Source organism: Proteus cibi (assembly GCF_003144405.1).
GTDB classification, from domain to species: Bacteria; Pseudomonadota; Gammaproteobacteria; order Enterobacterales; family Enterobacteriaceae; genus Proteus; species Proteus cibi.
Genome location: NZ_PENW01000008.1, coordinates 137,893 through 162,788 on the forward strand (window position 1 = coordinate 137,893; position 24,896 = coordinate 162,788).

A 24,896-nucleotide genomic window follows, 5' to 3' on the forward strand; every position below is an offset into this window, starting at 1 on the left:
TGAATGATTAAATAACAAAGAAAATGCCCTTGATATTATTTACAAGGGCATTTTCATCAATAAAACAAGTGTTAATCAGACTAAATCCAACCTTTAGTTCTAAAGGTTTTTAATGTAGAAACGAAATAGCTCATCTCTTCGGGTGTGCCTAAAGTTAAACGGCTCCAACCGAAAGCAGGCGGAAATTCACGTCCAACCATAATATTCGCCTCTTTCATTCTATTTTGATACGTTTTTACATCCCCCTTAACTTTATGAAAAATAAAGTTTGCATGAGAAGGGGCATATTCAATATCCAGCTCTTTTAAGACATCAATCACCATCTGACGAGAAACATCAATCGATTTACGACTATATTCCACATAGGCTTTATCTTTTAATGAGGCTAATGCAGCAACTGCACCTGCAGTATTGGTATTATCAATAGAAACAAACACATCAACCTGTGCAATCACTTCAGGCACGGCAACCCCATACCCCACACGAAGTCCAGCTAATGCATAAATTTTTGAGAAGGTACGAGTCACAATCAGGTTTTTATAACCCTCAGCCACGAGCGTAATTGCACTGACAAATGCAGGGGTAGAAACAAACTCGGCATACGCTTCATCAATAATAAAAAAGACATTCTCTTTTGCTGATCTCACCCAATTCGATAGTTCTGCACTAGGGGTTAACATCGCAGTTGGGTTATTGGGATTACATAAATACACCATGCTAATACCATCAAACTCTTGCGCTTTTTTCTGCATGGTTGCTAAATCAAATGCCAGCGTTTTATCAACAGGGACTTTAACGATTTTTACACCTAAAGGTTCGGCATAAAGCTCAGCATAGTTAAATGTCGGATCAGGAACAATCAGCTGAACGGCTTTACCTTCTTTTTGTGCTTTGTTTGCCACAAATTGTACGGCTGCTTGAATTGTCTCTGATGAGCCATTTCCCAAAGTGATATGTTTATCTGAAAGTTTAAATTCTTTCCCTAATTCACTAATTAATTCGCTGCGTGCATCATCTGGATATCTGAATGCATTGGGTAAAGCATCAATAATCGCTTTTTGGGCATTGGGCGACATACCTAATGAGTTTTCATTGAAATTAAGCAATAACGGATTTTCTGCATTAAATACCAATTTATTTTTTAATGTCTCATTGGCATATGCAGAACTTACAAAAGAACTGAGTGATAATCCACCAATAACAAGGCTTGATGATGTTAAAAATGACCGACGATTCATGTTATGTTTCCCAAGTAAACTATTCTATGTTTTATTAGTTCTCATAGATTACTAAAAAAAAGATAAAAGTAAATAAATATGATAAAAAAGTAATTATTTATTCATCTTTTTTTTATGGGAGTAAACAGATAGCTGAGTACTTTTGAGATGAAAATATGATTATCCCTGTGATCTTTCAGTCTCTATTGCGCATTTTTCTGCTTCAGCAATGATCCAGTTTTTAAACTTATCTTGTTTAGAGTTGGGGATGATTTCATCAGGCGAGAGCAAGTAATAGCTTGAGTTATCTTTAACAAATCCATGTGTGGCAATAAGTTGTTGATCTTTTAACTCATCTTGTACCATAAGAAAAGAAGCAATGGTTGTACCTAATCCAGCAAGAGCCGCCTGAATAGCAAGATAAAAATGTTCATACTGACTGGTATGGAGATAAGTAGAGTGTATACCTGAATATTGATACCAATCTTGCCAAGCCTGCGGACGCGATAATGTTGTTAATTGATTGTTTGAATGATGGATATTATTCGGCTTTACGACAGCAGCAATTCTTTCATCACATATTTTTATTGCATAAATATTCTTATGCCATAAAAAATCATCTCGTCGAAATGCTAAATCGACACCTTCTTTATTGAAATCAATAGCGCCACCCGCGGCAACTAAATGCAGTGTTATTTCAGGATATAAAGCGTAAAAATAAGATAAACGAGGAATAAGCCATTTCATCGCAATAGTGGGCTCACATGAAACCACTAACACAGAGCTATTTAAAGGGGAACGCAGATGTGAGACGGTTTCTTCAAGTTGTTCAAAGATTGAAGAGGTTGTTTTATATAAATATCGTCCTGCTTCATTTAAATAAACCGCTCGATTACGACGCTCAAATAAAGGAATACCTAATTCATCTTCTAATAATCGTACTTGTCGGCTTACCGCACTATGTGTGACATGAAGTTGTTCTGCTGCATTAACAAAACTGCCTGTTTTTGCTGCACTATTAAAAAAACGTAATGATGTTAAAGAGGGTACTTTCATAGGAGTAAACCATAAATTAAGTCATAAAAATAGACGATGAAAAGTCACAGATATACTGCAAGATAAATCGCTTTTTATTTTTAGTCAAATTAGCAAAATAGAGTGGTTTCCAGTGAGATAAAAGGTTTTTTCTTAAAATAAGAACGTATTTTATGTCACTTTTTATTACTTATAATTAACTCAGCAATGAGAGAAAGGAAAACAATGAGTGAACTAATTGCAGTGGCAATGATCACAATATTGGCGGTGATTAGCCCTGGACCTGATTTTGCTATGGTGACAAAAAACAGTTATTCCTACGGCGTGAAAGTTGGACTTATTACAGCAATGGGGATTGCGATTGGAGTACAAGTCCATGTTTTTTACACCGTATTTGGTATCTCTTTTATTATTATGGGATCACCAACGCTCTTTTTTATTATGAAATTATTAGGAGTGGGATATTTAATTTACTTAGGTTTTAAGTCATTAACCAATAAAACACAATTGACGATTGAAAATGCGTTAAATTCAGCGCCTAGTGTATTTCAGGCATTACGTGTTGGTTTTTTTACTAACGCTTTAAATCCTAAAACAATGTTATTTGTGATTGCACTTTATACCCAAGTGGCTAATTTAAGTAATCCACTTTGGGTAAATCTTTCTTATGGCATGTTTATCTCTATTGCTCATTGGATTTGGTTTAGCTGTGTTGCTCTCTTTTTCTCCACTCCGCGTCTGCGAGCTAAAATACTTTCTCATCAGAAAATTGCGGATAAAATTATTGGTGTATTATTAATTCTTTTGGGTGTTGGATTATTGTTTATTTCAGTAAAATAGAAAATTAGTTGAATAAAAAGGAGATCAAACAGTGATCTCCTTTCTTTATTTTTAGTGACTATATTTTAATTCACTACTTAGTTTGATTCTGGGAACGTTAATGTCGCACCGGGTGCTTCACGACTGAGGTGAATAAAGTTCAGGTGTTTTTCATATTGGTCTAAAATATCGGTAATAACCTGCTCTTTGGTGTAATCCATTAAGTCATTCCCTTGTGTGCCTTCCCATAAATACGTTTCTAAACGATAATAATCTGATTTACCTCGACGAGCACGATAGGTAAATGCAGGCACTGAGTATTTCTGTGGCCAAATTTGATAAATAAAATTCTGTTCTTGATCAAGATCGACCACAAGTTCTAAATGATGTAAGCGTTCATTATCTTCAATTGGGTAATAATTGAATTCGACTTTAGCACCTCGCAATAAAAGTTCTTTAGCCACATCTTGCATTGCTGGCATACAGGTTAAATCTAACATGCGTTGTGTATATGTTGTTCCTGGGAAATTCATCACTCGTCCTAAACGCTGTTTCCAATTCATCGTGGTATTACCATAAAGTGGAGCGGGGGCATTGGTATTGAGTGAACTAACACGTCGAAAGTCTTCGACTTTTAATGACTTATAAAGTCCAGCCATAATAAAGAAAATAACAAAACTAAAGGGTAATCCCATTATTATTGTCGTATTTTGTAAGGCAGAAATACCATCAGCCATGAGCATACCCAATGTTAATAATCCAATAGCAATAGACCAGAAAATACGAAGCCAGTTAGGCGCATCGTTATTAACATGACTTAATTGGGAGGTAAAATTACCTAATACTAATGAACCGGAGTCAGCAGAAGTGACATAAAATAATAGCCCTGTAATGGTGGCGACAGAAGCGGTTAAACCAAAACCGGGGTAGAGTTCTAATAATGAATAGAATCCTTTTTCGGGGGCTTCTAATACGGTTTGTGCCAGTTCTTTATTGCCATGGATCACTTCATATAAAGCACTGTTACCAAAGATTGATAACCACAGCAGTGTAAAAACAAAAGGAATAATTAAGGTACCTATAACAAATTGTCGAATTGTTCGTCCTCTTGAGATCCGTGCTAAAAATAGACCCACAAAAGGTGACCATGCAACCCACCAAGCCCAGAAAAAGAGTGTCCAGCTATTCATCCAATCTGTTGGTCTATCAAATGCAAAGCTATTTAATGTCATACCTAAAAAGCGATTCGTATAATCACCGACATTTAATACCAGTGCATTTAATAAAAACTCAGTATCACCGGCAAATAAGATAAATAAAATAAGTCCCAATGCGAGTAATACGTTGAGTTCAGATAAAATCCTGATCCCTTTATTAACACCTGACGTTGCCGAAATAACGGCCATAATTACCGATAATAAAATTAATCCACCTTGAACACCTAATCCTTGGGGCAAGTCAAAAAGAACTTTTAAGCCATAATTAAGTTGTACAACACCAATTCCTAGCGTTGTTGCAATACCAAAAATGGTTCCCAATACAGCGGCAATATCAACGGTGTGACCAATTGGACCATAAATACGGTTTCCAAAAATAGGATAAAGTGCAGAACGTATGGTCAACGGCAAATTATATCGATAGCTAAAATAACCTAGTGCAATACCAATAAGTGCATACATAGACCAGCCCGTCAGGCCATAGTGGAATAAAGTCCACACCATCGACTGACGGGCTGCTTCTATTGTTTCACCTTCGCCAGTTGGCGGTAACATATATTGTGTAATTGGCTCTGCTACAGAGAAAAACATCAAATCAATCCCAATACCGGCTGCAAATAACATTGCAGACCAACTTAAAACACTGAATTCAGGTTTTGATTGTTCAGGTCCTAATTTGATATTTCCAAAACGAGACGTGGCAACAAAAATAACAAATACAATGTATAACGTTGCGGCTAATAAATAGTACCAGCCAAAGGTTTTTGATACCCATCCCAGTGTTGCCACAATCCAAGTATTTGCTGTTTCTGTCATCAAAATAGTGAAAAAAGAAAACGCTAAAATTAGCGTTGCGGAAGCGAAAAAAACGACAGTGTTTAGCTTATCTTTCTGTGGTTTTTTTGTGCTGTTAAGAGTTGTCATCAGAAATTCCAAAAATTTATTTATCTAAAAGTTAAAAGTTGCATTCTTTGTTAACTAATTGAATTAGTTGCAAAGATTCAAATTTTCACACTGTCCTCCTAAATCAAATTGTAAATTAATTGTGATAAACAATAGTTAATATTGATTGAATGTTCAATTAAAAAAACGTTTAATAACCGTGTTCAATGTATTTTTTAGGTCTTTAAAACATGCCGAAGATAGGAATGCAGTCGATACGTAAACAGCAATTAATCCAAGCGACATTAGCCGTCATTAATGAGGTTGGAATGCAAGAGGCGAGCATCGCGTTGATCGCTCGAAAAGCGGGTGTTTCTAACGGCATTATTAGTCACTATTTTCGTGATAAAAATGGATTGTTGGAAGCAGCCATGCGCCATATTCAGTATCAATTAGGTTTTGCAGTGGCGATACGCTTAAGAATGTTAAGTGATGCAACCCCAAAGCAACGTATTCAAGCCATTGTTGAAGGTAACTTTGATACGACTCAAACCAGCGAAGCTGCAATGAAAACATGGCTAGCATTTTGGGCGAGTAGTATGCATCAGCCTAATTTGAATCGTTTACAAAAGGTTAATGATAAAAGGCTTTATTCCAACTTAAGTTACGAGTTTGGGCGTGTTCTTACCAAAGATCAAGCACGTTTGGCAGCAAAAGGTTTAGCTGCATTAATTGATGGTTTATGGCTACGAAGTGCACTGAGCAACGTACCTTTCTCTCTGGAAGAAGCCAAAGCCATTACTAATGAATATATCGATATGCAACTGACAAATCGGAGTCAAATAAAGACTTAAAAAAGTAATAATCAAGGAGAAAGTATGCCAAACCCACCGTTACATAAACTCTATATTCATGGTGGATATGTCGATTGTGCAGAGCCGGAATGTGAACAATTTGATGCAATTAATCCAGCTAATGGCGAAGTGATTGCACATTTACAATCTGCAAGTGAAGAAGATATCAATTGGGCTGTCGAGAGTGCAAAGCAAGGGCAACAAATTTGGTGTGCAATGACTGCGATGGAACGAGCGCGAATTTTGAGACGTGCTGTTGATATTTTACGCGAGCGTAATGATGAATTGGCTCATTTAGAAACCTTAGACACAGGTAAACCACTATCTGAAACACGTTATGTCGATATTGTGACAGGCGCTGATGTTTTAGAGTACTACGCAGGTCTAATTCCCGCACTTGAAGGAACGCAAATCCCTCTTAGAGAAACCGCTTTTGCTTATACTCGCCGTGAGCCATTAGGCGTAGTGGCAGGCATTGGTGCATGGAATTACCCCATTCAAATAGCCTTGTGGAAATCTGCACCAGCACTTGCTGCAGGGAATGCCATGATCTTCAAACCCAGTGAAATGACTTCACTGACCGCACTAAAACTGGCTGAAATATACACAGAGGCGGGATTACCCAAAGGGGTTTTTAACGTTGTGACTGGAAAAGCCAAGGTGGGGCAATGGTTAACACAACATCCTGACATTGCGAAAGTTTCTTTTACGGGTGGAATTGAAACAGGTAAGAAAGTAATGGCAAATGCTTCTGCATCAAGTTTAAAAGAAGTGACAATGGAACTTGGTGGAAAATCCCCTTTAATTATTTTTGATGATGCCGATTTAGATACTGCTGCTGATATTGCAATGATGGCTAACTTTTATAGTTCAGGTCAAGTATGTACTAATGGAACGCGTGTATTTATACCAGAAAAGTTAAAAAAAGCATTTGAAGCCAAAATCACTGAACGTGTTTCTCGCATTCGAGTCGGTTCCCCTCTTGAAATGGACACCAATTTTGGACCATTGGTCAGCTTTCCTCATCTTGAAAACGTCTTGAATTATATTGAATTAGGAAAATCGCAAGGGGCGAGATTACTGTGTGGTGGCCATCGTTTATTAGACGGTAATTTTGCGCAAGGTGCTTATGTTGCACCGACAGTTTTCACTGATTGCACGGATGATATGCAAATTACGCAAGACGAAATATTTGGTCCGGTGATGAGTATTCTGAGTTATCAAACCGAAGATGAAGTGATTTTACGCGCAAATAATAGCGTTTATGGTTTAGCCGCGGGTCTTGTTACCAAAGATCTTACAACCGCTCACCGTGTTATTCACCAATTGGATGCAGGGATTTGTTGGATTAACACATGGGGGGAGTCTCCAGCAGAAATGCCCGTTGGGGGGTATAAACATTCTGGAGTAGGGCGTGAAAACGGACTCGTCACATTACAGAATTATACGCAAATAAAATCTATTCAAATCGAACTTGGGGAGTTTTCATCCGTTTTTTAATCCATTCTTTTTTTAATGACTGAAACAGAGGAGATAACAATGGTCTATGACTACATTATTATCGGTGCTGGTTCAGCCGGTAACGTTCTTGCAACCCGCTTGACAGAAGATCCTGAAGTTACTGTGCTGCTCCTTGAAGCTGGAGGTCCGGACTACAGGTTCGATTTTCGTACACAAATGCCAGCGGCATTAGCTTATCCGTTACAAGGTAGGCGATATAACTGGGCTTATGAAACTGAGCCTGAACCTTATATGAATAATCGACGCATGGAGTGTGGTCGTGGTAAAGGACTGGGGGGATCATCGCTCATTAATGGCATGTGTTATATCCGTGGTAATGCGATGGATTTTGATGAATGGGCAAAATTACCCGGTCTTGAAGAATGGGATTATTTAAGCTGTTTGCCTTATTTTCGTAAAGCGGAAACGCGTGATATTGGTGCTAATGATTACCATGGTAATAAAGGGCCTGTGAGTGTCACAACACCCAAAAAAGGTAATAATGTTCTCTTTCATGCGATGATCGAGGCTGGCGTACAGGCGGGATATCCTAAAACTGATGATCTTAACGGTTATCAGCAAGAAGGTTTTGGTCCCATGGATAGAACGGTTACACCTAAAGGCCGCCGAGCAAGTACCGCGAGAGGTTATCTTGATCAAGCGAAAGCACGAAAAAACTTAACGATCGAGACTCATGCCACGACAGATATTATTGAATTTGAAGGTAAAAAAGCCATTGGTGTTCGCTATTTTTCAGGGGAAAATACTACACCTCACCATGTGAAAGCCAATCGAGAAATATTACTTTGTGCGGGTGCCATTGCCTCACCTCAAATTTTACAACGTTCTGGTATTGGACCTGAGGCAGTATTAAATGAATTTAATCTTTCACCTGTACATGTACTACCGGGTGTTGGGGAAAATCTTCAAGATCATTTAGAAATGTATTTGCAGTATGAATGTAAACAACCCGTTTCACTTTATCCTGCTTTAAAATGGTATAACCAGCCTAAAATTGGTGCGCAATGGTTATTCCAAGGAACAGGGATCGGAGCAAGTAATCAATTTGAAGCGGGCGGTTTTATTCGCTCTAGTGAACAGTTTGCGTGGCCTAATATTCAGTTCCATTTTCTGCCCGTTGCCATTAATTATAATGGAACCAATGCGGTAGAAGTTCATGGCTTCCAAGCGCATGTAGGTTCAATGCGCTCGCTTAGTAGAGGTCGTGTAAGATTATCATCTACAGATCCTCATCAACATCCCAGTATTTTGTTTAATTACATGTCTACAGAACAAGATTGGGAAGAGTTTCGAGCGGCGATTCGGATCACACGAGAAATTATGGCACAGCCGGCATTAGATGCTTATCGTGGAGAAGAAATTAGTCCGGGCAAACATATCCAAAGTGATGACGAGCTTGATGCCTTTATTAGAGAACGAGCAGAAACCGCATTTCATCCTTGTGGTACGTGTAAAATGGGAACAGATGAAATGGCGGTTGTTGATGGTGAAGGGCGAGTGCATGGTATCGAAAACATAAGGGTTGTTGATGCATCTATTATGCCTTTAATTATCACGGGCAATTTGAATGCAACAACCATTATGATAGCAGAAAAGATAGCTGATAAGATAAAAGGGCTCCCGCCATTACCTAAAAGTCAGGCTAAATACTATGTTGCAGATAATACGCCAGTAAAAAGACGAATTTAAGTGAGTCATTAACAATATACGAAAGAGGGATGAAAATTCCTCTTTTGTGCTTTTATCAATATTTCCTTTTTATAGCACTAAAAATTTACATAAAAAATATTTATGTAAATTGGAGTTTTTGGAAAAGGGAATATGATTAATTCCTATCATAAATATTTCTAAATAAAATTACTTTATAATTCGTATTCGAAATAACGAGATAAATTCAAGTAAAACAACGATTGTTCTGCCATTTTTGTGACGAATATCAACTCGCGTTAAATAAAGCATTCCATTAATTATCGTTAACAGACAACGAAAACGTTTGCATAATATTTTTATGTAGATAGAATTCGTCAGATTTTTTTGGCCTGGTGAAATTAATAGGGGGTTAAAGTGTCTCAGGACAACAATTATAGTCAGGGCCCTGTGCCCATATCCGCAAGAAAGGGTGGATTAGCGTTAACCTTTGTGATGTTGGGATTAACGTTTTTTTCAGCCAGTATGTGGACTGGCGGCGCTCTTGGTACTGGTCTTTCCTTTAATGATTTCTTCCTCGCAGTTCTAATTGGTAATCTTCTTCTTGGTATCTACACCGCATTTCTTGGTTTTATTGGTTCAAAAACAGGTCTTACTACTCATCTCCTCGCGCGTTACTCTTTCGGTATTAAAGGTTCTTGGCTTCCCTCATTTTTACTCGGTGGTACTCAGGTTGGTTGGTTTGGTGTGGGTGTGGCAATGTTTGCCATCCCAGTAGGAAAAGCGACAGGCATTGATATTAATCTTCTCATCGCCGTTTCTGGCATTTTAATGACCATCACTGTATTCTTCGGCATTTCCGCTCTCACTATTCTCTCTGTCATTGCTGTTCCTGCTATCGCTATCCTTGGAAGTTATTCTGTTTATCTTGCTATACATGATATGGGTGGGCTTTCAACGCTAATGGCGGTTAAACCGGCTCAGCCACTAGATTTCAATTTAGCACTGGCAATGGTTGTCGGATCATTTATTAGTGCGGGAACGCTTACCGCTGACTTTGTCCGTTTTGGACGAAATCCTAAAGTTGCAGTGATTGTCGCAATTATTGCTTTCTTCTTAGGAAATACATTGATGTTTGTCTTTGGTGCTGCTGGGGCGGCTTCACTGGGAATGGCAGATATTTCGGATGTGATGATTGCGCAAGGACTATTGCTTCCAGCGATTGTTGTACTCGGCTTAAATATTTGGACAACTAATGATAATGCGTTATATGCCTCTGGATTAGGTTTTGCCAATATTACGGGCTTATCAAGTAAGACGCTTTCAGTAATAAATGGCATTGTCGGTACACTGTGTGCATTATGGCTCTATAATAACTTTGTAGGCTGGTTAACCTTTTTATCTGCAGCAATTCCACCTGTCGGCGGGGTTATTATTGCAGATTATCTGATGAATAAAGCGCGTTATAACACTTTCAATATTGATAAAATGCAATCAGTTAACTGGGTTGCGTTACTGTCAGTTGCAATTGGTATTATGGCGGGACACTGGTTACCGGGTATCGTACCAGTTAATGCAGTATTAGGTGGTGCAATGAGTTACGCTGTGTTAAATCCAATATTAAATCGTCGTGCAGCTCGACAAGCGGAGATAAGTCATGCTGGGTAAGAATATCGAACAAATTAATCATGCTCGTCTCGTTGGGAAAGAAGGTTTATGGCGCATTACGCTTAAAAACAACAAGATTGAAACGATAGAGCCACAACCTGAAAATCATTTTCATCCTGAAGCATTAGATGCGCAAGGTGGTTTAGTTCACGCTCCTTTTGTTGAACCTCATATTCATTTAGATACAACACAAACAGCAGGACAGCCGAATTGGAATCAATCGGGAACATTATTTGAAGGTATTGAGCGTTGGGCTGAAAGAAAAGCGTTGTTAACTCATGACGATGTTAAACAACGTGCATGGCAAACACTTCAATGGCAAATAGCTAACGGCATTCAACATGTTAGAACCCACGTTGACGTTTCGGATGCATCGCTGACAGCATTAAAAGCAATGCTGGAAGTGAAAGAAGAAATTAAACCTTGGGTTGATTTACAAATCGTTGCTTTTCCACAAGAAGGCATTTTATCTTACCCTAATGGTGAAGCTTTATTAGAAGAAGCATTAAAATTAGGTGCTGATGTTGTCGGTGCTATTCCACACTTTGAATTTACGCGTGAGTATGGTGTGGAATCACTGCATAAAACCTTTGCGTTAGCACAAAAATATGATCGTTTAATTGATGTTCATTGTGATGAAATTGATGATGAGCAATCTCGCTTTGTTGAAACTGTTGCCGCTTTAGCACATAAAGAAAATATGGGCTCAAGGGTGACAGCAAGTCATACAACTGCAATGCATTCTTATAATGGGGCGTACACTTCGCGTTTATTCCGCTTATTAAGAATGTCAGGTATTAACTTTGTGGCGAATCCTTTAGTAAATATTCACTTGCAAGGTCGTTTTGATACTTATCCAAAGCGTCGTGGTATTACTCGCGTAAAAGAGATGCTAGAAAGTCATATTAATGTCTGCTTTGGTCATGATGATGTTTTTGATCCTTGGTATCCATTAGGTACAGCAAATATGCTCCAAGTTTTACATATGGGACTGCATGTTTGCCAATTAATGGGCTATGGTCAAATTGATAACGGCTTACAGTTAATTAGCCATAACAGTGCCAAAACACTTGCTTTAACGGATTATGGTGTTGAAGTAGGAAACAGTGCAAACTTTATCATCTTACCCGCAGATAATGGATTTGACGCTTTACGTCGCCAAGTACCGGTACGTTATTCCATTCGTCAAGGTAAAGTCATTGCACAAACAGAACCCGCAAAAACAGAAATTATGTTAGACAAGCCAACGCGGATTAATTATAAATAATCACATCATATTTTAGTGTAATAACAGAAATAGGCTAAGGATGATCTTTATGGGTCATCCTTTTTTATTCTGTTTTATTAAGTTAAATTTCTAAAAATAAATAAAAAAGACACCTCTTATTTGATTAGTTGGAAATACGTAATTCTATCAATAAATTTAAATACATCTTATTTAAAACAGTAATCGTATTTTTGCCTAATTTAAAATTACTATTTTATCTATATACGATATATTATAAGGTTACATTCGTTAAATATTTTAAGTAACAAAACACTTTGCCACTAGACAAAATAATGGCGGTAGCATTACCAATACTATTAACAAAAAAATAACATTGGTGCATTTTTTAGACTGGTCGGCTGGTGAAAAATAGGCATAACAAAATGAAAATCAATTTATCTTTATTAAACGAGTTAAAAAAGGCATTAAATTTTACCTTATCAATTTATATTGAAAATAAGGCTTCTAAAGAAGAGATTGAGCATATTGTCAATGTAATTAGAAAAATAGAGCTCACGATTTTATTACAAGAAAAAGATATTTATGCGATTGGTGGAACTCAAGGTGCGGGTAAAACAACCTTGGTTAAGGAAATGTTAAATATATCAAATGACTGGCTAGAGGGTAATCCTGGGCGAGGTGAACAAGTCCCTTTATTTATTGAGCAAGTTGAAGATGAACAATTGACTGAACCTAAAGCAGTTTTTGTTTGTTTAGAAAAAGAAACAAGAAAAATTATAGAAAAAAACAATATAACCAAAGAAGAGCTAAAACAGGTATTGCAAGGTTGGAATGATTTCAATACTGAATTTAGTAATGAAAACTTAAGTATTCTCTACCCTAAATTATATATACCAAGTAAAAAAGCGTTTATTAAGGAAAAATTGAATTGGGTATTGTTGCCTGGCTATGAAAAAGAAAACTATAAAAATCATGTTTGGCAAAACCTGATGAAACATATTTTTGTAAATGCAAGTGGGATCATTATTGCGACAGATGGTGTTTTATTAGCTAACAATAACCAACAATATATTACACAAGATCTTTCCTGTTTTCTCTCTGAACGAAGCCCTATTATAGCGGTTACGAAAACCGAAAATATATCGCAAGAAGACAAAATACAATTAGCAAATACTGCATCGGGTGTTTTTAATAAAGAATATAATGAAAAAAATCATGAGATTAAAATAGATAATATCGTTTTAACAGGGAGTGGGAATAAAACGGAGTGGGCAACACAGCTAGAAAAAGCTATTAATAAATATATTCATTCGACTTCAAAAACAGAAACGCATCTACTTGACGCATTTCAGACATTATTAGATGAAGATATCGAAAGAATATTATCCACAATTGATGATTTAAACAGCGATTGTAACCAAAAACATGATGGAAAATTAGGTATTGTTGAGGAACTTTTAAATGAATTTGATAAAAATGTCGAAAAATATAATACAAAATTACGCAAGAAACTAAAAGATAATATTCGTTATCATACACAAGCAGCAATAAATGCATGCGAAGAAAAATATAAAGAGGAAGAAGAGGGCTTTTTTAATAATCTTAAAATTTTAGGACGAAGATTATCACTGCAAGGGCAAGATATTCAAAGAGAAAGGCTGAAAAGAGTTGAAGATGCTTGGAAAGATAAATACAGTAAAAAAAATATTAATATTATTACTGGTAATGTAATAACCCATTTAAATGGTACAGAATTTAGGCTGAATGGATTTATTACCAGTAAAGCCGATGATCTTCTGATTGAAAATAGAACAACATCAGTTAATCAGCTTTTAAACTATAGTAATAATACTCTTGAAAATCTTCCTGTAAAAGAAATGCCTCTAAAAACATTAGAAAGTTTTCTATATGGGAAAAAGCAAGATTTAGATGAAATACAAGCACAAGATAAAAAACTTGCAATGGCATTAATACCCGTACTTGCCATGGAATTTATGCGTGGAAATTTAATTCTTTCAGAAAAAAATGAAACGGATACCATTTATCCAAATGAATGTAATCCTCAAACCTTTCTAGAAAAACTTTTTGATGGAACAGAACAAATCACACCAATCAAGAATTCAATAGCGGTATTGTTAGGGTTAGATCTGGCAGATGGTAAGTTAGATGGAAAATATGAACCTGAACCTGATACAAAATTTTCACCTATTGCTATTTTAGGAAAAGCTGCGGTAGCAATAACAGCTGCTTATACATTTTATCAATTAACATCTATTGTGAGAGAATCGGATCAAGTTCAAATTCAATTTATTAAAAGTACAATGCTTAATTTTGAAACCAGTTATATACAACATGTTGTTAGCATTTATGCAGATGCAATGGCTGATTTAAGAGAAATTATCGAAAATAATCTAAAGCAACTTTATGATATTCCTGATAATTTATCGTTAAAAAGTGATATGGCATTAGCCAGAATACGTTTAGAAAGCATTCAAAAAGCACTTCAGGAACATTTAATCGATGCAACAAACATTTTGGCATGATATTTATTCCGAACGCTTATTATGGGCCGAAAATGCGTATCAAAGTTTTATTGAAAAATTTGACTCTGATAGGTTAATAAATACGCATTTAAATAATAAAAAGCAAGCATCAATTATTATTTATGGCTCTACACAAGTAGGAAAAACAACGTTTATATTAACGTTGTTAGGTGTTGATGAAAATAAAATTTCTCAAGTTGATAAAGTATTAAGGGCAGGGCAAACATTAGGTAATTCTGCAACTTCACGTTCATCTCGCTATCGGCGCTCTGATGATCAATATTGGCATTTTAGTCATAGAAAAAAGGGCGAAGAGCAGTTTAATGACGAAGAAGCATTATTGATATTAAAAGAGTTACGAACTCAAGTCGAAAAGGGTAAAACGAAAGAAATATCAACAATAGATGTTTTTATTCCAAATATTTACTTTATACCCGATGCTAATCACGCCGTCGATCTGCTTATTCATGATCTACCAGGAATTAATGCACGAAACAAAAATGAAAATAGCTATGTAAAAGAGCTTGTTGGAAATTATATTAGCGCTGCGGATATGATCTTCCTGGTAGGAAAAATTGATGGTTTAGGTTTTTTGAAAAATGAAGAACTAGATAATCCATTGTTATCAGCTTGGTATTTTAATTCGACAGTTTATAAAGTTATTTTAACTCATAGTTTTTCTAATGCATCGATAAAAGATAAAATCATTAATAATGATATCAACTCATTAGAATCGTTCAATGATTATATATTTGAACAAATCAATACAATGGAATTGAGATTACCTCAAAGTATTAAAGAACAACTATATCCTATTGAATGTGGTCGCAGTTGGAATAGTCTTATAAAAGGTAATGATAAATTTACAGAGAGAAGCATTCAGTTAAGGAAAGTCATTTTAAATAAATTATACCAAGATATTGAAAATTCAATGAATCCTTTATCGCGTTTAAAAACAGGTTATATGTTGCCTGAATATTTAAAACAACAAAGAGAAAAAGAAATTGAAGAGTATAATATTTATATAGATAAATTAACCAAAGAGATAAATGAAATAGATGGAAAAATTGAAAGTAAAAAAACGTATTATCGAGAAAATAAAAATAAAATTGAAGGAATAAAAAATGAACTTGATGATATCTCCAAATCGTTAAAAGAAAATAGAAAAAAGAAAAAAATACTTTCTTATGAAAATAAGAAACTTGAACCTATTTGTTTTCAATCCATTGATTATCTCAGCAGTAGCAATAAATCAGTAGGAATTTTGAAAGCTTTTCTTTTAAATGAAAAGCAGAAGATAATTGATAGTTACAATGATTGGCTCGATTTTAATTATAAAATAATTGAAAGTGAGGATGATCCAAATAAATATTTAAATGATCCATTAGACTGTTTTTATTCTATATACCATAAGTTAGACGATTATACTATAGATCGCTATTTTTTTGATAGTAATTATGATAACGATGTTTCTTCAATACACTCCGCGATTAAGGAAGCACAAAAGGAATTATTTGAAGCAACCCAATCAGTTATAGATGCTTTTCTTAATAAACAGAAAAAGAAAAAGAAAATCGAAGAACGATCAATATCAAGAAAAATAGAGGAAAGTCAATATTTTATCACTAAAAATGAGCAGCATATTTTCGAAAAAAAAGAAGAATTGTCTTCCGTGAACGAAGTGTTTAAATTTAAATTGTTACAACTCGATGAAAAAATTTCAAATAGTCGTTTTTTCAATATTCATATCTATAACTCATATAAAAAAAGAGAACATGAATTAACTACTCTTTTTAAAAAGAGTGAAGGAAATAGAGAAAAACAACTTTCTTACCTTTTTTTAATCCGTATTTTAAGAAAAGATTTTTTATATATAAAAAATTTAGAACCTTTAATGTAATGAGATAAGTTTTCATGAAAAATAAAATTAAAGATAATAAAAAAGATTCATCAGAAAGAATGCTCGATGAGCTTGTTCAAGATATTTTTGTTAGTTCTATTGAAGATAAATTTAAAGATAATTCAAATGTTTTGATGGAGAGGATTGATGAGTTAAGTTTTAATTTAAATGAAAATATAAAAGGAGTGAATAATAAAATTGGTTTACATAAAAAATCATTTGAAGCGTTAAATTCTACTACGGATGATATTAAATCATCACTCACATTTTTATCTCTTGAAGAGGAAACAAGACATCAATTCACCCAAGAGAATATAAATAACAAATTTGGTGAAACCAATAAACAGATAGATGAATTACAAGAAAATATTTTAGTTAAAAATAATGAAGTTATTAACAAAATAAAAGAAAATGACCTTATACTGATTGAAAATAAAAAAGAGATTTTAGAAAAAATTGACGTTGTAAAAGGTTATCTTGATACCTGTTTTGATAAGATGCGTAAAGATCTTATTAATAAAGCTGATGGAATATCATCGGAGAATAATACTTTCTTTAGTAAAGAATTAACACAATTTGCTGAAACTTTTAAAAATAGATTAGAAGAAGATAAACGCGCATTGAAATGTCATATTAATGATGGTGTTTATTTGCTTGAAGATAATTTACTCCAACACCTAAAAGAACATGATAAAAAAATAGATAAAACAGGTGATCAGCTTAACAAAAAAATAGAAGAGAAGAATCTCATTAATAAGAATGACTTTTTAAATTCTATTGAGGAGAGTAAGCGAGAAAGAGAAAATATCGTTGCTAAAATAGCTTATAATGATAAAAAGAGTAAAAATAGGTTTTTATGTTTAAGTATGTTCTTAGTTATTCAAACAGCTCTAATTATTTTTCTTATTCTAAAACAATATGGACTACTTAATTAAAAAATCAATCTAACTGCCTATAAAGATAAAAAGTCAGGCTGTATTATTTAGTATCGAATTTAATTACTATCGTGTATTATACTCATTGTTAGACCCTCTCCGTATTACTGCGGCTGCTATCCCTTTAATCTGAGAGGTTTTTATGTCTACACAAAGAGATCGTGGTTGGCGTCAATGTGTTAACCGCAAAAATAAACATCAAGAAATGGGTTGTTCACGAGTGATGTTTAAACCAGAAAAAAAATGGTCTAATTTATATACTCGATCACTTAAAATGACCAGAGCTGCACAACTAGGAATTGAATATCCAAGAATTTCGCGTAGTCAGCGTCGATTAAATGCGTTATCTGATAGTGAGTAATAATGAATATCTTATTTATTTGCAGTAAAAATCAATGGCGAAGCCCAACCGCAGAACTGTTGTTTGCAGATAGAGAAGGCATTAATACACTTTCAGCGGGGACGCGCAAAGATGCACAATGTGTAGTTGATAACGAATTACTAAAATGGGCTGATTTGGTGCTCGTCATGGAATCTAAACATTTAAATCGATTATCTGCATATTTTCCTGCAACGATGCGCTATAAAAAAGCCCATGTATTGGGAATTTCTGATAATTATCGCTTTAACGATCCGGCATTAATTGAACTCCTCGAACAGAAAGTTCAGCCTTATTTACCCATGGAAGCCATGCTTCCAACATAAGTAATGTTGTAACCTTGATAAAAAAACGCTCAGTTTAAAAATAAGACTGGGCGTTTTTTTATTTTGAAAATGAAATATAAGAAGAGCCGATGAGAGTTTTACTATTGGTTGTTTTTTCTGATCAGTGCCGCTAATTGTGCAAGTTCTTCATCACTGGCTCGTTCAAAATCATGAGATGAAAGATAACCCGGATATGTATCAAAGAAAATTTTCTGTTTATTTTCAATGGGCGCCCATTTTGTCATATCACCAGTGCCATGCATTGGACTCAGTTTACTATGAACATGATCAACCCCAAATCCTTCAAAAAACATTCCTGAACGTGAAACATCAGGGAATGTTTTATCTAAGATTTTTGCTACTTTTTTTGTGGCAATCACTAATAAAGCTAAGGCTTCATCACTAAGATCAAAAGCGTAACTTGGATAGTGTTTTTTAGGAATAACAACAGTAAAGCCTTTGGTATTCGGAAATATAGACAAAAAGGCAAGGTGGTGTTCGTCTTCCCAAATTTTATGGCAAGGTGCCTTTCCAGCAACGATTTGACAGAAAATACAATTATCCATAGTAGCCTCATAATAAAAGTACTCGTCATACTTCAAGTTGTCGCGTTGTTGACTACATTCATTCGCGCTAGTCACATACTCTTGTATGCGCCTAGCGATTCATTCACTTATCGCCTAGCGACAACTTGAATTATTTAGAGTATCTACTCATCGAGCATAAGGTCGTTAAAGTAGGTTTCTTTCCGCTAAATCAAGCGCAAAGTAAGACAGAATTAAATCCGCCCCAGCACGTTTAATGGAACCTAAAGTCTCCATCACCACGCGATCTTCATCAATTGCACCGGCTAATGCTGCGAATTTAATTTGCGCATATTCACCACTGATTTGATAGGCGGCTAAAGGTAATAAAGTACGTTCACGCACATCGCGAATAATATCTAAATAAGCGCCTGCGGGTTTTACCATCAGCATATCAGCGCCTTCTTGCTCATCAATTAATGATTCACGGATCGCTTCACGGCGGTTCATTGGATTCATTTGATAAGTTTTACGATCACCAATTAAGCGAGATCCTGCTGCATCACGGAAAGGGCCATATAAGGCAGAAGCAAATTTAGTCGAGTAAGAAACAATACCTGTGTCGCTAAATCCGGCTTTATCAAGTGCGGCACGAATAGCGGCAACTTGACCGTCCATTGCCGCTGATGGAGCGATAAAATCAGCACCAGCTTGTGCAGCCGCAACAGCTTGAAGACCTAAATTATGGATGGTTTCGTCATTATCAACATGTTCACCATGTAAAACTCCACAGTGACCATGTGATGTGTATTCACAAAAACAGGTATCAGACATGACAATCATTTCTGGTACTGCATCTTTACAAATACGAGACATGCGAGAAACTAAGCCATCACTTTTCCAAGCATCACTTCCTGTTTCGTCAAGATGATGCGATACCCCAAAAGTCATGACAGTTTTAATGCCCGCTTTTGCAATGCGTTCAATTTCATAAGCAAGACGTTTTTCAGGAATACGAACGACACCTGGCATGCTTTTAATCGGTTGGTAATCATCAAGCCCTTCTTCTACGAAAATAGGCAGAGCGAGATCATTTTTAGTTAGCGTTGTTTCTTGAAAGAGCGCGCGCAGGTTTTCGGACTGGCGTAGTCTTCTTAAACGCTGGATGGATTGTTCGTTGCTCACAATATCTCCTTTTTATGGCCAGTACTAACAAGTAGTTAACGAGGTATTATAACCCTTAATATCACTAGATAGAATACTCGTCATATTTCAAGTTGATTGCGTTCATTTGCACTAGTTACATACTTATGTATGCTCTTTGCGTCTTATTTGCTTGTCGCCCGCTAGTATAGAAAGTTAATTATAGGAAAATGGGTAAAGAGAAAAGAGGGATAAATAAGGGAAGAAGGGGAATAAAAAAGAGCAGGATCATTTCTACTCTTTACATTGATTACGACTCATTTTTTAATGAGAAGATTATTTTTTGGGCTCTTCTAATGCCGCGACCATTTGAATTTTACAAGCCGCAACAATTTGAGTTAAACCGTCTTGGAATTCTGCGCGTGAGCCAATTTCAGATTTGGCTTCACGTAAAGAATTAACAACCTCAATAGCCCCTTCAGTGAATTGCGCTTCAGTTGCTTCCAGTTTTGCAAAATCAAATTTCTTTGCACTCAGAGAGGCCATTGCATCTTTAGCAATTTTCTCTGCTGGCTCTTTTGTATCATAAGCTTTAATTGAGATATCTTTAAAGGTATCGCAGTAATCATCAGCCATTTTTGTTGGGTTCGCAAAAGCAACAGCAGGTAATAATAGCAGAGATAAGAGAAGTGGTTTCATTTTAGCCTCATGTTTATTTTTAGTACGTACTTATTGAGTGTAACATATAAACAGGAGCGACGATAAATCAGAATAAGTGTAAAAATATAAATAGTTAATATTTTTAATCCTATTGTTTTTCGCGATTTTCGATATAATTGTGTTTAAGGACAATAAGCTAGCAATTTTCCACTTAATAAAATTTTACAATTTACAATAAATAAAATAGCGTAAAATATAATAATATTAGGATTTATCTTTATTTACATTTCATGTGATTGGTTTTTATTTGTGTTAAAAATAACAAAATGTGCGTTTTAAATATAAAAAGCAGAATAAAAAAGAGTTAAATAACCATTGGTAAGCATTAAAGTAATTTTAATACATTGTATTTAATAGGTTAATCTGTGTTCATGCTGGCAATGATAGCAAGACTTCTAATTCTACGAATTAATCTAAATAACATTAAAAACATTAAACAAAAAGAAGTTTTGATAGTAACTAAGAGATAAAAAAATCAAAAGGAAAACGGACTCATTATCATTTGAATAGCATGAAAATAAATTGAATAGAAAAATTGAGGGGGGATAAGAGAAAAAAATCCCCTCTACAAGGATAGAGGGGTAGCTAAATGAATAAAGAATGGTTTATTTCGAGATTGAGTATATAGAAAATTTGAAACTAAATTTTGTTTATTTGTGCAGCACAAAAAGTTTAGAAAATAGAATAAAGATATGTGCGAATACTCAATTCAAAAATAAATGTATTATTGACGATAGGCTGTCTTAATTTGGCTAAGTGTATTACGGAATGTTTCTGCTTGTTTTTCGTCATCAACTTCTGCAATAGCACGTTCAATATTTAAAATAACACGCCCAGCATCTGCTTGTCCTAGTGCTTTTAACATATAGGTGACTAGTGTTTTTAAGCAAGCCACTTCGTCTGCTAATGTTTCCACATCTGCTTGTGTTTTAAACTTCTCGTTCATTATTTGCGTTCCTTTGTCATTAATTTACAAATCATATCAAGCTAGGTCATTAGAATAGCAAAGTCTCAGCGAGGTATGAATAGTGATAATGGAAGCATTTTATCATATTGAAATTGTTAGCATGATAAAGAAACAAAATAGCCAGTGATCCCTTTTATTTGTTGAAATCGCGCTATACTTTGAACGTTAATACAAACAAAGTATGGTAAGACAATCATTGCGAGCAATAAGAAAAAATGCAGTAAAAGAAGGGAGAATAATATGAATGAAGAACAATTATTACAGGCAATCACTCATTATCCCGCACTTTATCAGCGCAAATCAGGAAATACACATAAAGGCACATTTGGCACATTAGGCATTGTAGGTAGCGCAGAGGGAATGAGCGGGGCTATTGTGTTAGCCGGTAAAAGTGCATTGAAAGCAGGGTGTGGAAAGGTATTTCTGGGTTTTGCGCAGCCACAACTTCCTACTCCTTTTATTGATAGTGCACCAGAGCTTATGCTGAAAACAGCACAAGCATTGATAAATCAGCAAGATATTTCTGCTTGGGCGATCGGATGTGGATTGGGGTTGTCTGCAAATTCTGAAGAGATCTTATCAATAGTGTTAGCACAACGTAATGAAAAGAAACCGTATGTTTTTGATGCGGATGCATTGGTATTAATGGCTAAATTTAAATCAGAGCACGCCCTGAATCATCACTGTGTATTAACACCACATCCTAAAGAAGCTTCTATTTTGCTTAATTGCACGCTAAATGATATTCAAAATAATAGAGAAGACGCGGCGAAAGAAATTGCAAAAATTTATCATTGTTGGGCAATTATCAAAGGTCAAAATACCGTAGTGACTTCTCCGAAAGGGGAAATCACAATTAATACAACGGGTAATAGTGGATTATCAACAGCAGGAAGTGGAGATGTACTAACTGGCGTTATGGGAAGTTTTTTAGCACAAGGAATGACAATGTCTGATGCGGTGAAAAGTGCTGTTTGGATACATGGAATGGCGGCGGATATCTTAGTTAAAAAAGGTATTGGACCAATAGGATTAACGGCATCAGAATTGATTGATACTATCCGAGATATTCGCAATCAAATATGGGCGTTAACACAGCAACATAATGCAAACTATTTTGAGTGATCACTTTTATTTTTTATCTTAACGTATTAATAATTAAAGTAGGTTTATATTAAAGTTAGATTGTTTTTAGTTAATTCACTCACAGTAATCTTTGGGTTATTGCGATAGGATTAAGGCAAATGGAGAGTTGAGAGGAGTTATTATGTATAAAACGATTTTAGTGCCTATTGATATTGTGGAAGAAGAGTTAACCAGTAAAGCGGTACGACATGCAGTGTATTTAGCAAAAGAAACAGGAGCTAATCTACATTTAATTCATGTTCTTCCTATCTCTTCAGCAATCATTAATGCTTATTCATTGGGTTATCCAGAAATTAAAGATAAAGCGACAGTGAAAGCAGAGAATGATATGCAAATGTTGGTAGATTCGGTGGATTTGCCGGCTGAAAAGGTCGCTTATACGGTTACTTTTGGCTCACCTCGTGATGAGATTTTAGTTACAGCAAAAGATATTCAAGCTGACTTAATTGTGATTGGTTCACGTAGACCTAATATTAGCACGCATTTATTAGGCTCAACAGCGGCGGGTGTTGTCCGTTATGCTGAAATTTCAGTGTTAGTTGTTCGTTAATATATTACTAATATGCTATGAGCATTTCTCATAGCATATTTTTTTAGTTTTTGTGTAGCTTATCTTGTTTATCCAATAAGCAGTTTATTGAATAAATAGTCTAGAAAATGGATAAGAATGGAAAAATTTACCCAAGAACTTTTAAGGCTCGATCATTTTATTCTACGTATCTTACGCTATTATGTAATTGGCTCTATTTTCTTTTTCTTAGGATTATTACCGGGCGTATTAGGGTTTTATTTAATTGAAGGGCATACTTTTATGGAATCTTCATTAAATGCAATCTCTATGTTAAGTGGTCAACCGGTAGAGCCGGCACCTGCAACCCCAACAGGGCGCTTTTTTATTGCAATCTATGGTTTATTTCTTCAGTGTGTTTTTATTTTATCAATTGGGCTTGTAGTGACACCTTTTATTCATCGACAATTGCATAAATGGCATCTTGAGGAAGATTAAATAAGCAAGCTGTGGGTTTAACGCTACAATAATAAACAGACAATAATCTGATAATGAGGAGTTGCTATGTACAAGACAATTCTAGTACCTGTTGATATTTCAGAAGATGAGTTAACGACTAAAGCCTTACAACACGCTGTTTATATTGCCAAATTAGAAGGTGCAAAATTGCATCTTTTCCATGCCATTCCTGATATTTCACGTTTTTCTATTAGTTATAGTTACCACTATGACATGCTCAGTTCTTTTGCAAATAAAGCACTTGAGCGTGTACAAGAACAACTGCAAGAATTAGCCAATGGCATTGATTTGCCTAATGAACAAGTTGAATTTTCAGCTGTATTTGGTTCTGCAAGAGATAAAGTTTTAGAGCTCGCTGAAAAAATTCATGCCGATTTGATTGTAATAGGTTCTCGTCGTCCAAGTATTTCAACACACCTATTGGGCTCAAATGCATCAGGTATTGTCGCGTATGCTAAACAATCTGTGTTAGTTGTTCGCTAAAATTTTTTATAAAAATTAGAAAATAACATACAACCCCTAGATTTCTATTTAGGGGTTTTTTATTTTTCATATTTCAAACACTGTCATTTTAAATTGATTTGTAAGTGCGATTGCTTATTAATGCGGTTTTATTTTAAATACTTGGTTCTATATTGATTGAGAATGATAGTCATTCTAAAGTGGAGTGGTTATGATCAATTAGAGATGAGTATTATGTTGAATAATAAAAATTTTATTGTTATGGATGTTGAACAATTTCCTGTTATTACGATGAAAATCTTCCCAGAAACATTAGAAGATGCAAATAACTGGACTGCTGAAATGGATATTGTACTAAACGAAAAAAGAAAATTTGTCTTGGTTTATCCTACTATCAACAAAAAGAATAACGAGCATAAAAAAGAAGATATGGAGGGGATGAAAGCGGTTAGACGTTGGCTCAAAGGGGGAAAAACGCTTCTTAGCGAATATTGCGCTGGCATGATAATGACTGCCGATCCACAAAAAAATGACAAAGAGCAACTCGAACAACTCTCGTCGGTTATTTCTGCTGTTTATGGTGTTTCTGTATTTGTTGCAGAAACTTTGGATGGGTCGTATATCCAAGCTAATGAATTGGTGAGGTAGGTAAACCTTATTAATTCTTTCATTAAATGAGTTTATAAAGCACTTGTATGAGTGCTTTTTTATTAAATGAGTAATAGCTATTTGGTTA

General features: G+C 35.2%; 23 protein-coding genes. 16 read left to right on the forward strand and 7 right to left on the reverse strand.

Translation table 11 applies throughout. From position 1 onward, the window contains the following. Positions 1 to 80 precede the first annotated feature (80 nt). Together DK865_RS03285 and DK865_RS03290 are read right to left on the reverse strand one after the other, a co-directional pair. Positions 81 to 1,238, reverse strand: a complete 1,158-nt coding sequence (locus tag DK865_RS03285) for a pyridoxal phosphate-dependent aminotransferase (RefSeq protein ID WP_109391186.1) — start codon at positions 1,236 to 1,238, stop codon at positions 81 to 83. Between the two features lie 159 nt (positions 1,239 to 1,397). Beyond that, positions 1,398 to 2,273, reverse strand: coding sequence for a LysR family transcriptional regulator (locus tag DK865_RS03290; RefSeq protein WP_023581993.1), 876 nt, complete (start codon positions 2,271 to 2,273; stop codon positions 1,398 to 1,400). 204 nt (positions 2,274 to 2,477) lie between these two features. On the opposite strand from DK865_RS03290, the gene DK865_RS03295 reads away from it, so the two are divergent. Beyond that, entirely contained in the window at positions 2,478 to 3,092 is a 615-nt protein-coding gene (locus DK865_RS03295; RefSeq protein WP_109391187.1) for a LysE family translocator, read from the forward strand. Between the two features lie 77 nt (positions 3,093 to 3,169). On the opposite strand, the gene DK865_RS03300 is transcribed toward DK865_RS03295, so the two are convergent. Next, a complete protein-coding gene (locus DK865_RS03300) occupies positions 3,170 to 5,212 on the reverse strand; it encodes a choline transporter (protein WP_109391188.1) in 2,043 nt (680 codons plus the stop codon). 209 nt (positions 5,213 to 5,421) lie between these two features. On the opposite strand from DK865_RS03300, the gene betI reads away from it, so the two are divergent. The 10 genes from betI (at position 5,422) to DK865_RS03350 (ending at position 18,171) form a co-directional block, all read left to right on the forward strand. Then, positions 5,422 to 6,024 (forward strand): transcriptional regulator BetI, encoded by a 603-nt coding sequence (gene betI, locus DK865_RS03305; RefSeq protein WP_023581996.1) that lies wholly within the window; start codon positions 5,422 to 5,424, stop codon positions 6,022 to 6,024. A gap of 24 nt (positions 6,025 to 6,048) precedes the next feature. Next, a complete protein-coding gene (betB, locus tag DK865_RS03310) occupies positions 6,049 to 7,524 on the forward strand; it encodes a betaine-aldehyde dehydrogenase (protein ID WP_109391189.1) in 1,476 nt (491 codons plus the stop codon). 39 nt (positions 7,525 to 7,563) lie between these two features. Beyond that, complete coding sequence (betA, locus tag DK865_RS03315) at positions 7,564 to 9,234, forward strand: choline dehydrogenase (protein ID WP_109391190.1); 1,671 nt, start codon at positions 7,564 to 7,566, stop codon at positions 9,232 to 9,234. Between the two features lie 375 nt (positions 9,235 to 9,609). After that, positions 9,610 to 10,860, forward strand: a complete 1,251-nt coding sequence (gene codB, locus DK865_RS03320) for a cytosine permease (RefSeq protein ID WP_109391191.1) — start codon at positions 9,610 to 9,612, stop codon at positions 10,858 to 10,860. Further along, positions 10,850 to 12,127 (forward strand): cytosine deaminase, encoded by a 1,278-nt coding sequence (locus DK865_RS03325; RefSeq protein WP_023581999.1) that lies wholly within the window; start codon positions 10,850 to 10,852, stop codon positions 12,125 to 12,127. Before codB ends, DK865_RS03325 begins: the two co-directional genes overlap by 11 nt. A gap of 383 nt (positions 12,128 to 12,510) precedes the next feature. After that, positions 12,511 to 14,631, forward strand: a complete 2,121-nt coding sequence (locus DK865_RS03330; protein WP_109391192.1) for a hypothetical protein — start codon at positions 12,511 to 12,513, stop codon at positions 14,629 to 14,631. Further along, the gene (locus DK865_RS03335; protein WP_109391193.1) at positions 14,609 to 16,531 is read left to right on the forward strand and encodes a dynamin family protein; all 1,923 of its coding nucleotides are present in this window, start codon (positions 14,609 to 14,611) and stop codon (positions 16,529 to 16,531) included. The genes DK865_RS03330 and DK865_RS03335 overlap by 23 nt, the downstream gene beginning before the upstream one ends. A 14-nt stretch (positions 16,532 to 16,545) precedes the next feature. After that, the gene (locus tag DK865_RS03340) at positions 16,546 to 17,466 is read left to right on the forward strand and encodes a hypothetical protein (protein ID WP_109391194.1); all 921 of its coding nucleotides are present in this window, start codon (positions 16,546 to 16,548) and stop codon (positions 17,464 to 17,466) included. Positions 17,467 to 17,608: 142 nt separating this feature from the next. Beyond that, positions 17,609 to 17,827 (forward strand): hypothetical protein, encoded by a 219-nt coding sequence (locus DK865_RS03345; RefSeq protein ID WP_036912865.1) that lies wholly within the window; start codon positions 17,609 to 17,611, stop codon positions 17,825 to 17,827. Positions 17,828 to 17,829: 2 nt separating this feature from the next. After that, positions 17,830 to 18,171, forward strand: coding sequence for a low molecular weight protein tyrosine phosphatase family protein (locus DK865_RS03350; protein WP_109391195.1), 342 nt, complete (start codon positions 17,830 to 17,832; stop codon positions 18,169 to 18,171). A gap of 101 nt (positions 18,172 to 18,272) precedes the next feature. Here DK865_RS03350 and DK865_RS03355 read toward each other — a convergent pair whose 3' ends face one another. From DK865_RS03355 to DK865_RS03375, 4 genes are all read right to left on the reverse strand, one after another. Further along, a complete protein-coding gene (locus DK865_RS03355) occupies positions 18,273 to 18,737 on the reverse strand; it encodes an HIT family protein (RefSeq protein ID WP_036912868.1) in 465 nt (154 codons plus the stop codon). A 165-nt stretch (positions 18,738 to 18,902) separates the two neighbouring features. After that, a complete protein-coding gene (gene hemB / locus DK865_RS03365) occupies positions 18,903 to 19,880 on the reverse strand; it encodes a porphobilinogen synthase (protein ID WP_036912871.1) in 978 nt (325 codons plus the stop codon). A gap of 294 nt (positions 19,881 to 20,174) precedes the next feature. Next, positions 20,175 to 20,537: a hypothetical protein gene (locus DK865_RS03370; protein WP_023582004.1), complete on the reverse strand. Its 363-nt coding sequence runs from the start codon at positions 20,535 to 20,537 to the stop codon at positions 20,175 to 20,177. Between the two features lie 745 nt (positions 20,538 to 21,282). Further along, positions 21,283 to 21,504 carry a DUF2594 family protein gene (locus DK865_RS03375; protein ID WP_023582005.1) on the reverse strand — a complete coding sequence of 74 codons (222 nt, stop codon included), beginning with the start codon at positions 21,502 to 21,504 and terminating at the stop codon, positions 21,283 to 21,285. A 261-nt stretch (positions 21,505 to 21,765) separates the two neighbouring features. On the opposite strand from DK865_RS03375, the gene DK865_RS03380 reads away from it, so the two are divergent. From DK865_RS03380 to DK865_RS03400, 5 genes are all read left to right on the forward strand, one after another. Beyond that, the gene (locus DK865_RS03380; RefSeq protein ID WP_023582006.1) at positions 21,766 to 22,650 is read left to right on the forward strand and encodes an NAD(P)H-hydrate dehydratase; all 885 of its coding nucleotides are present in this window, start codon (positions 21,766 to 21,768) and stop codon (positions 22,648 to 22,650) included. Positions 22,651 to 22,792: 142 nt separating this feature from the next. After that, on the forward strand, positions 22,793 to 23,221 hold the full coding sequence (locus DK865_RS03385) for a universal stress protein (protein WP_036912874.1): 429 nt from the start codon (positions 22,793 to 22,795) through the stop codon (positions 23,219 to 23,221). A gap of 117 nt (positions 23,222 to 23,338) precedes the next feature. After that, positions 23,339 to 23,677 carry a hypothetical protein gene (locus DK865_RS03390; RefSeq protein WP_036912877.1) on the forward strand — a complete coding sequence of 113 codons (339 nt, stop codon included), beginning with the start codon at positions 23,339 to 23,341 and terminating at the stop codon, positions 23,675 to 23,677. A gap of 66 nt (positions 23,678 to 23,743) precedes the next feature. Next, a complete protein-coding gene (locus DK865_RS03395; protein ID WP_023582008.1) occupies positions 23,744 to 24,181 on the forward strand; it encodes a universal stress protein in 438 nt (145 codons plus the stop codon). Positions 24,182 to 24,343: 162 nt separating this feature from the next. Further along, positions 24,344 to 24,808 (forward strand): hypothetical protein, encoded by a 465-nt coding sequence (locus DK865_RS03400; protein WP_023582009.1) that lies wholly within the window; start codon positions 24,344 to 24,346, stop codon positions 24,806 to 24,808. Positions 24,809 to 24,896: the final 88 nt, after the last annotated feature.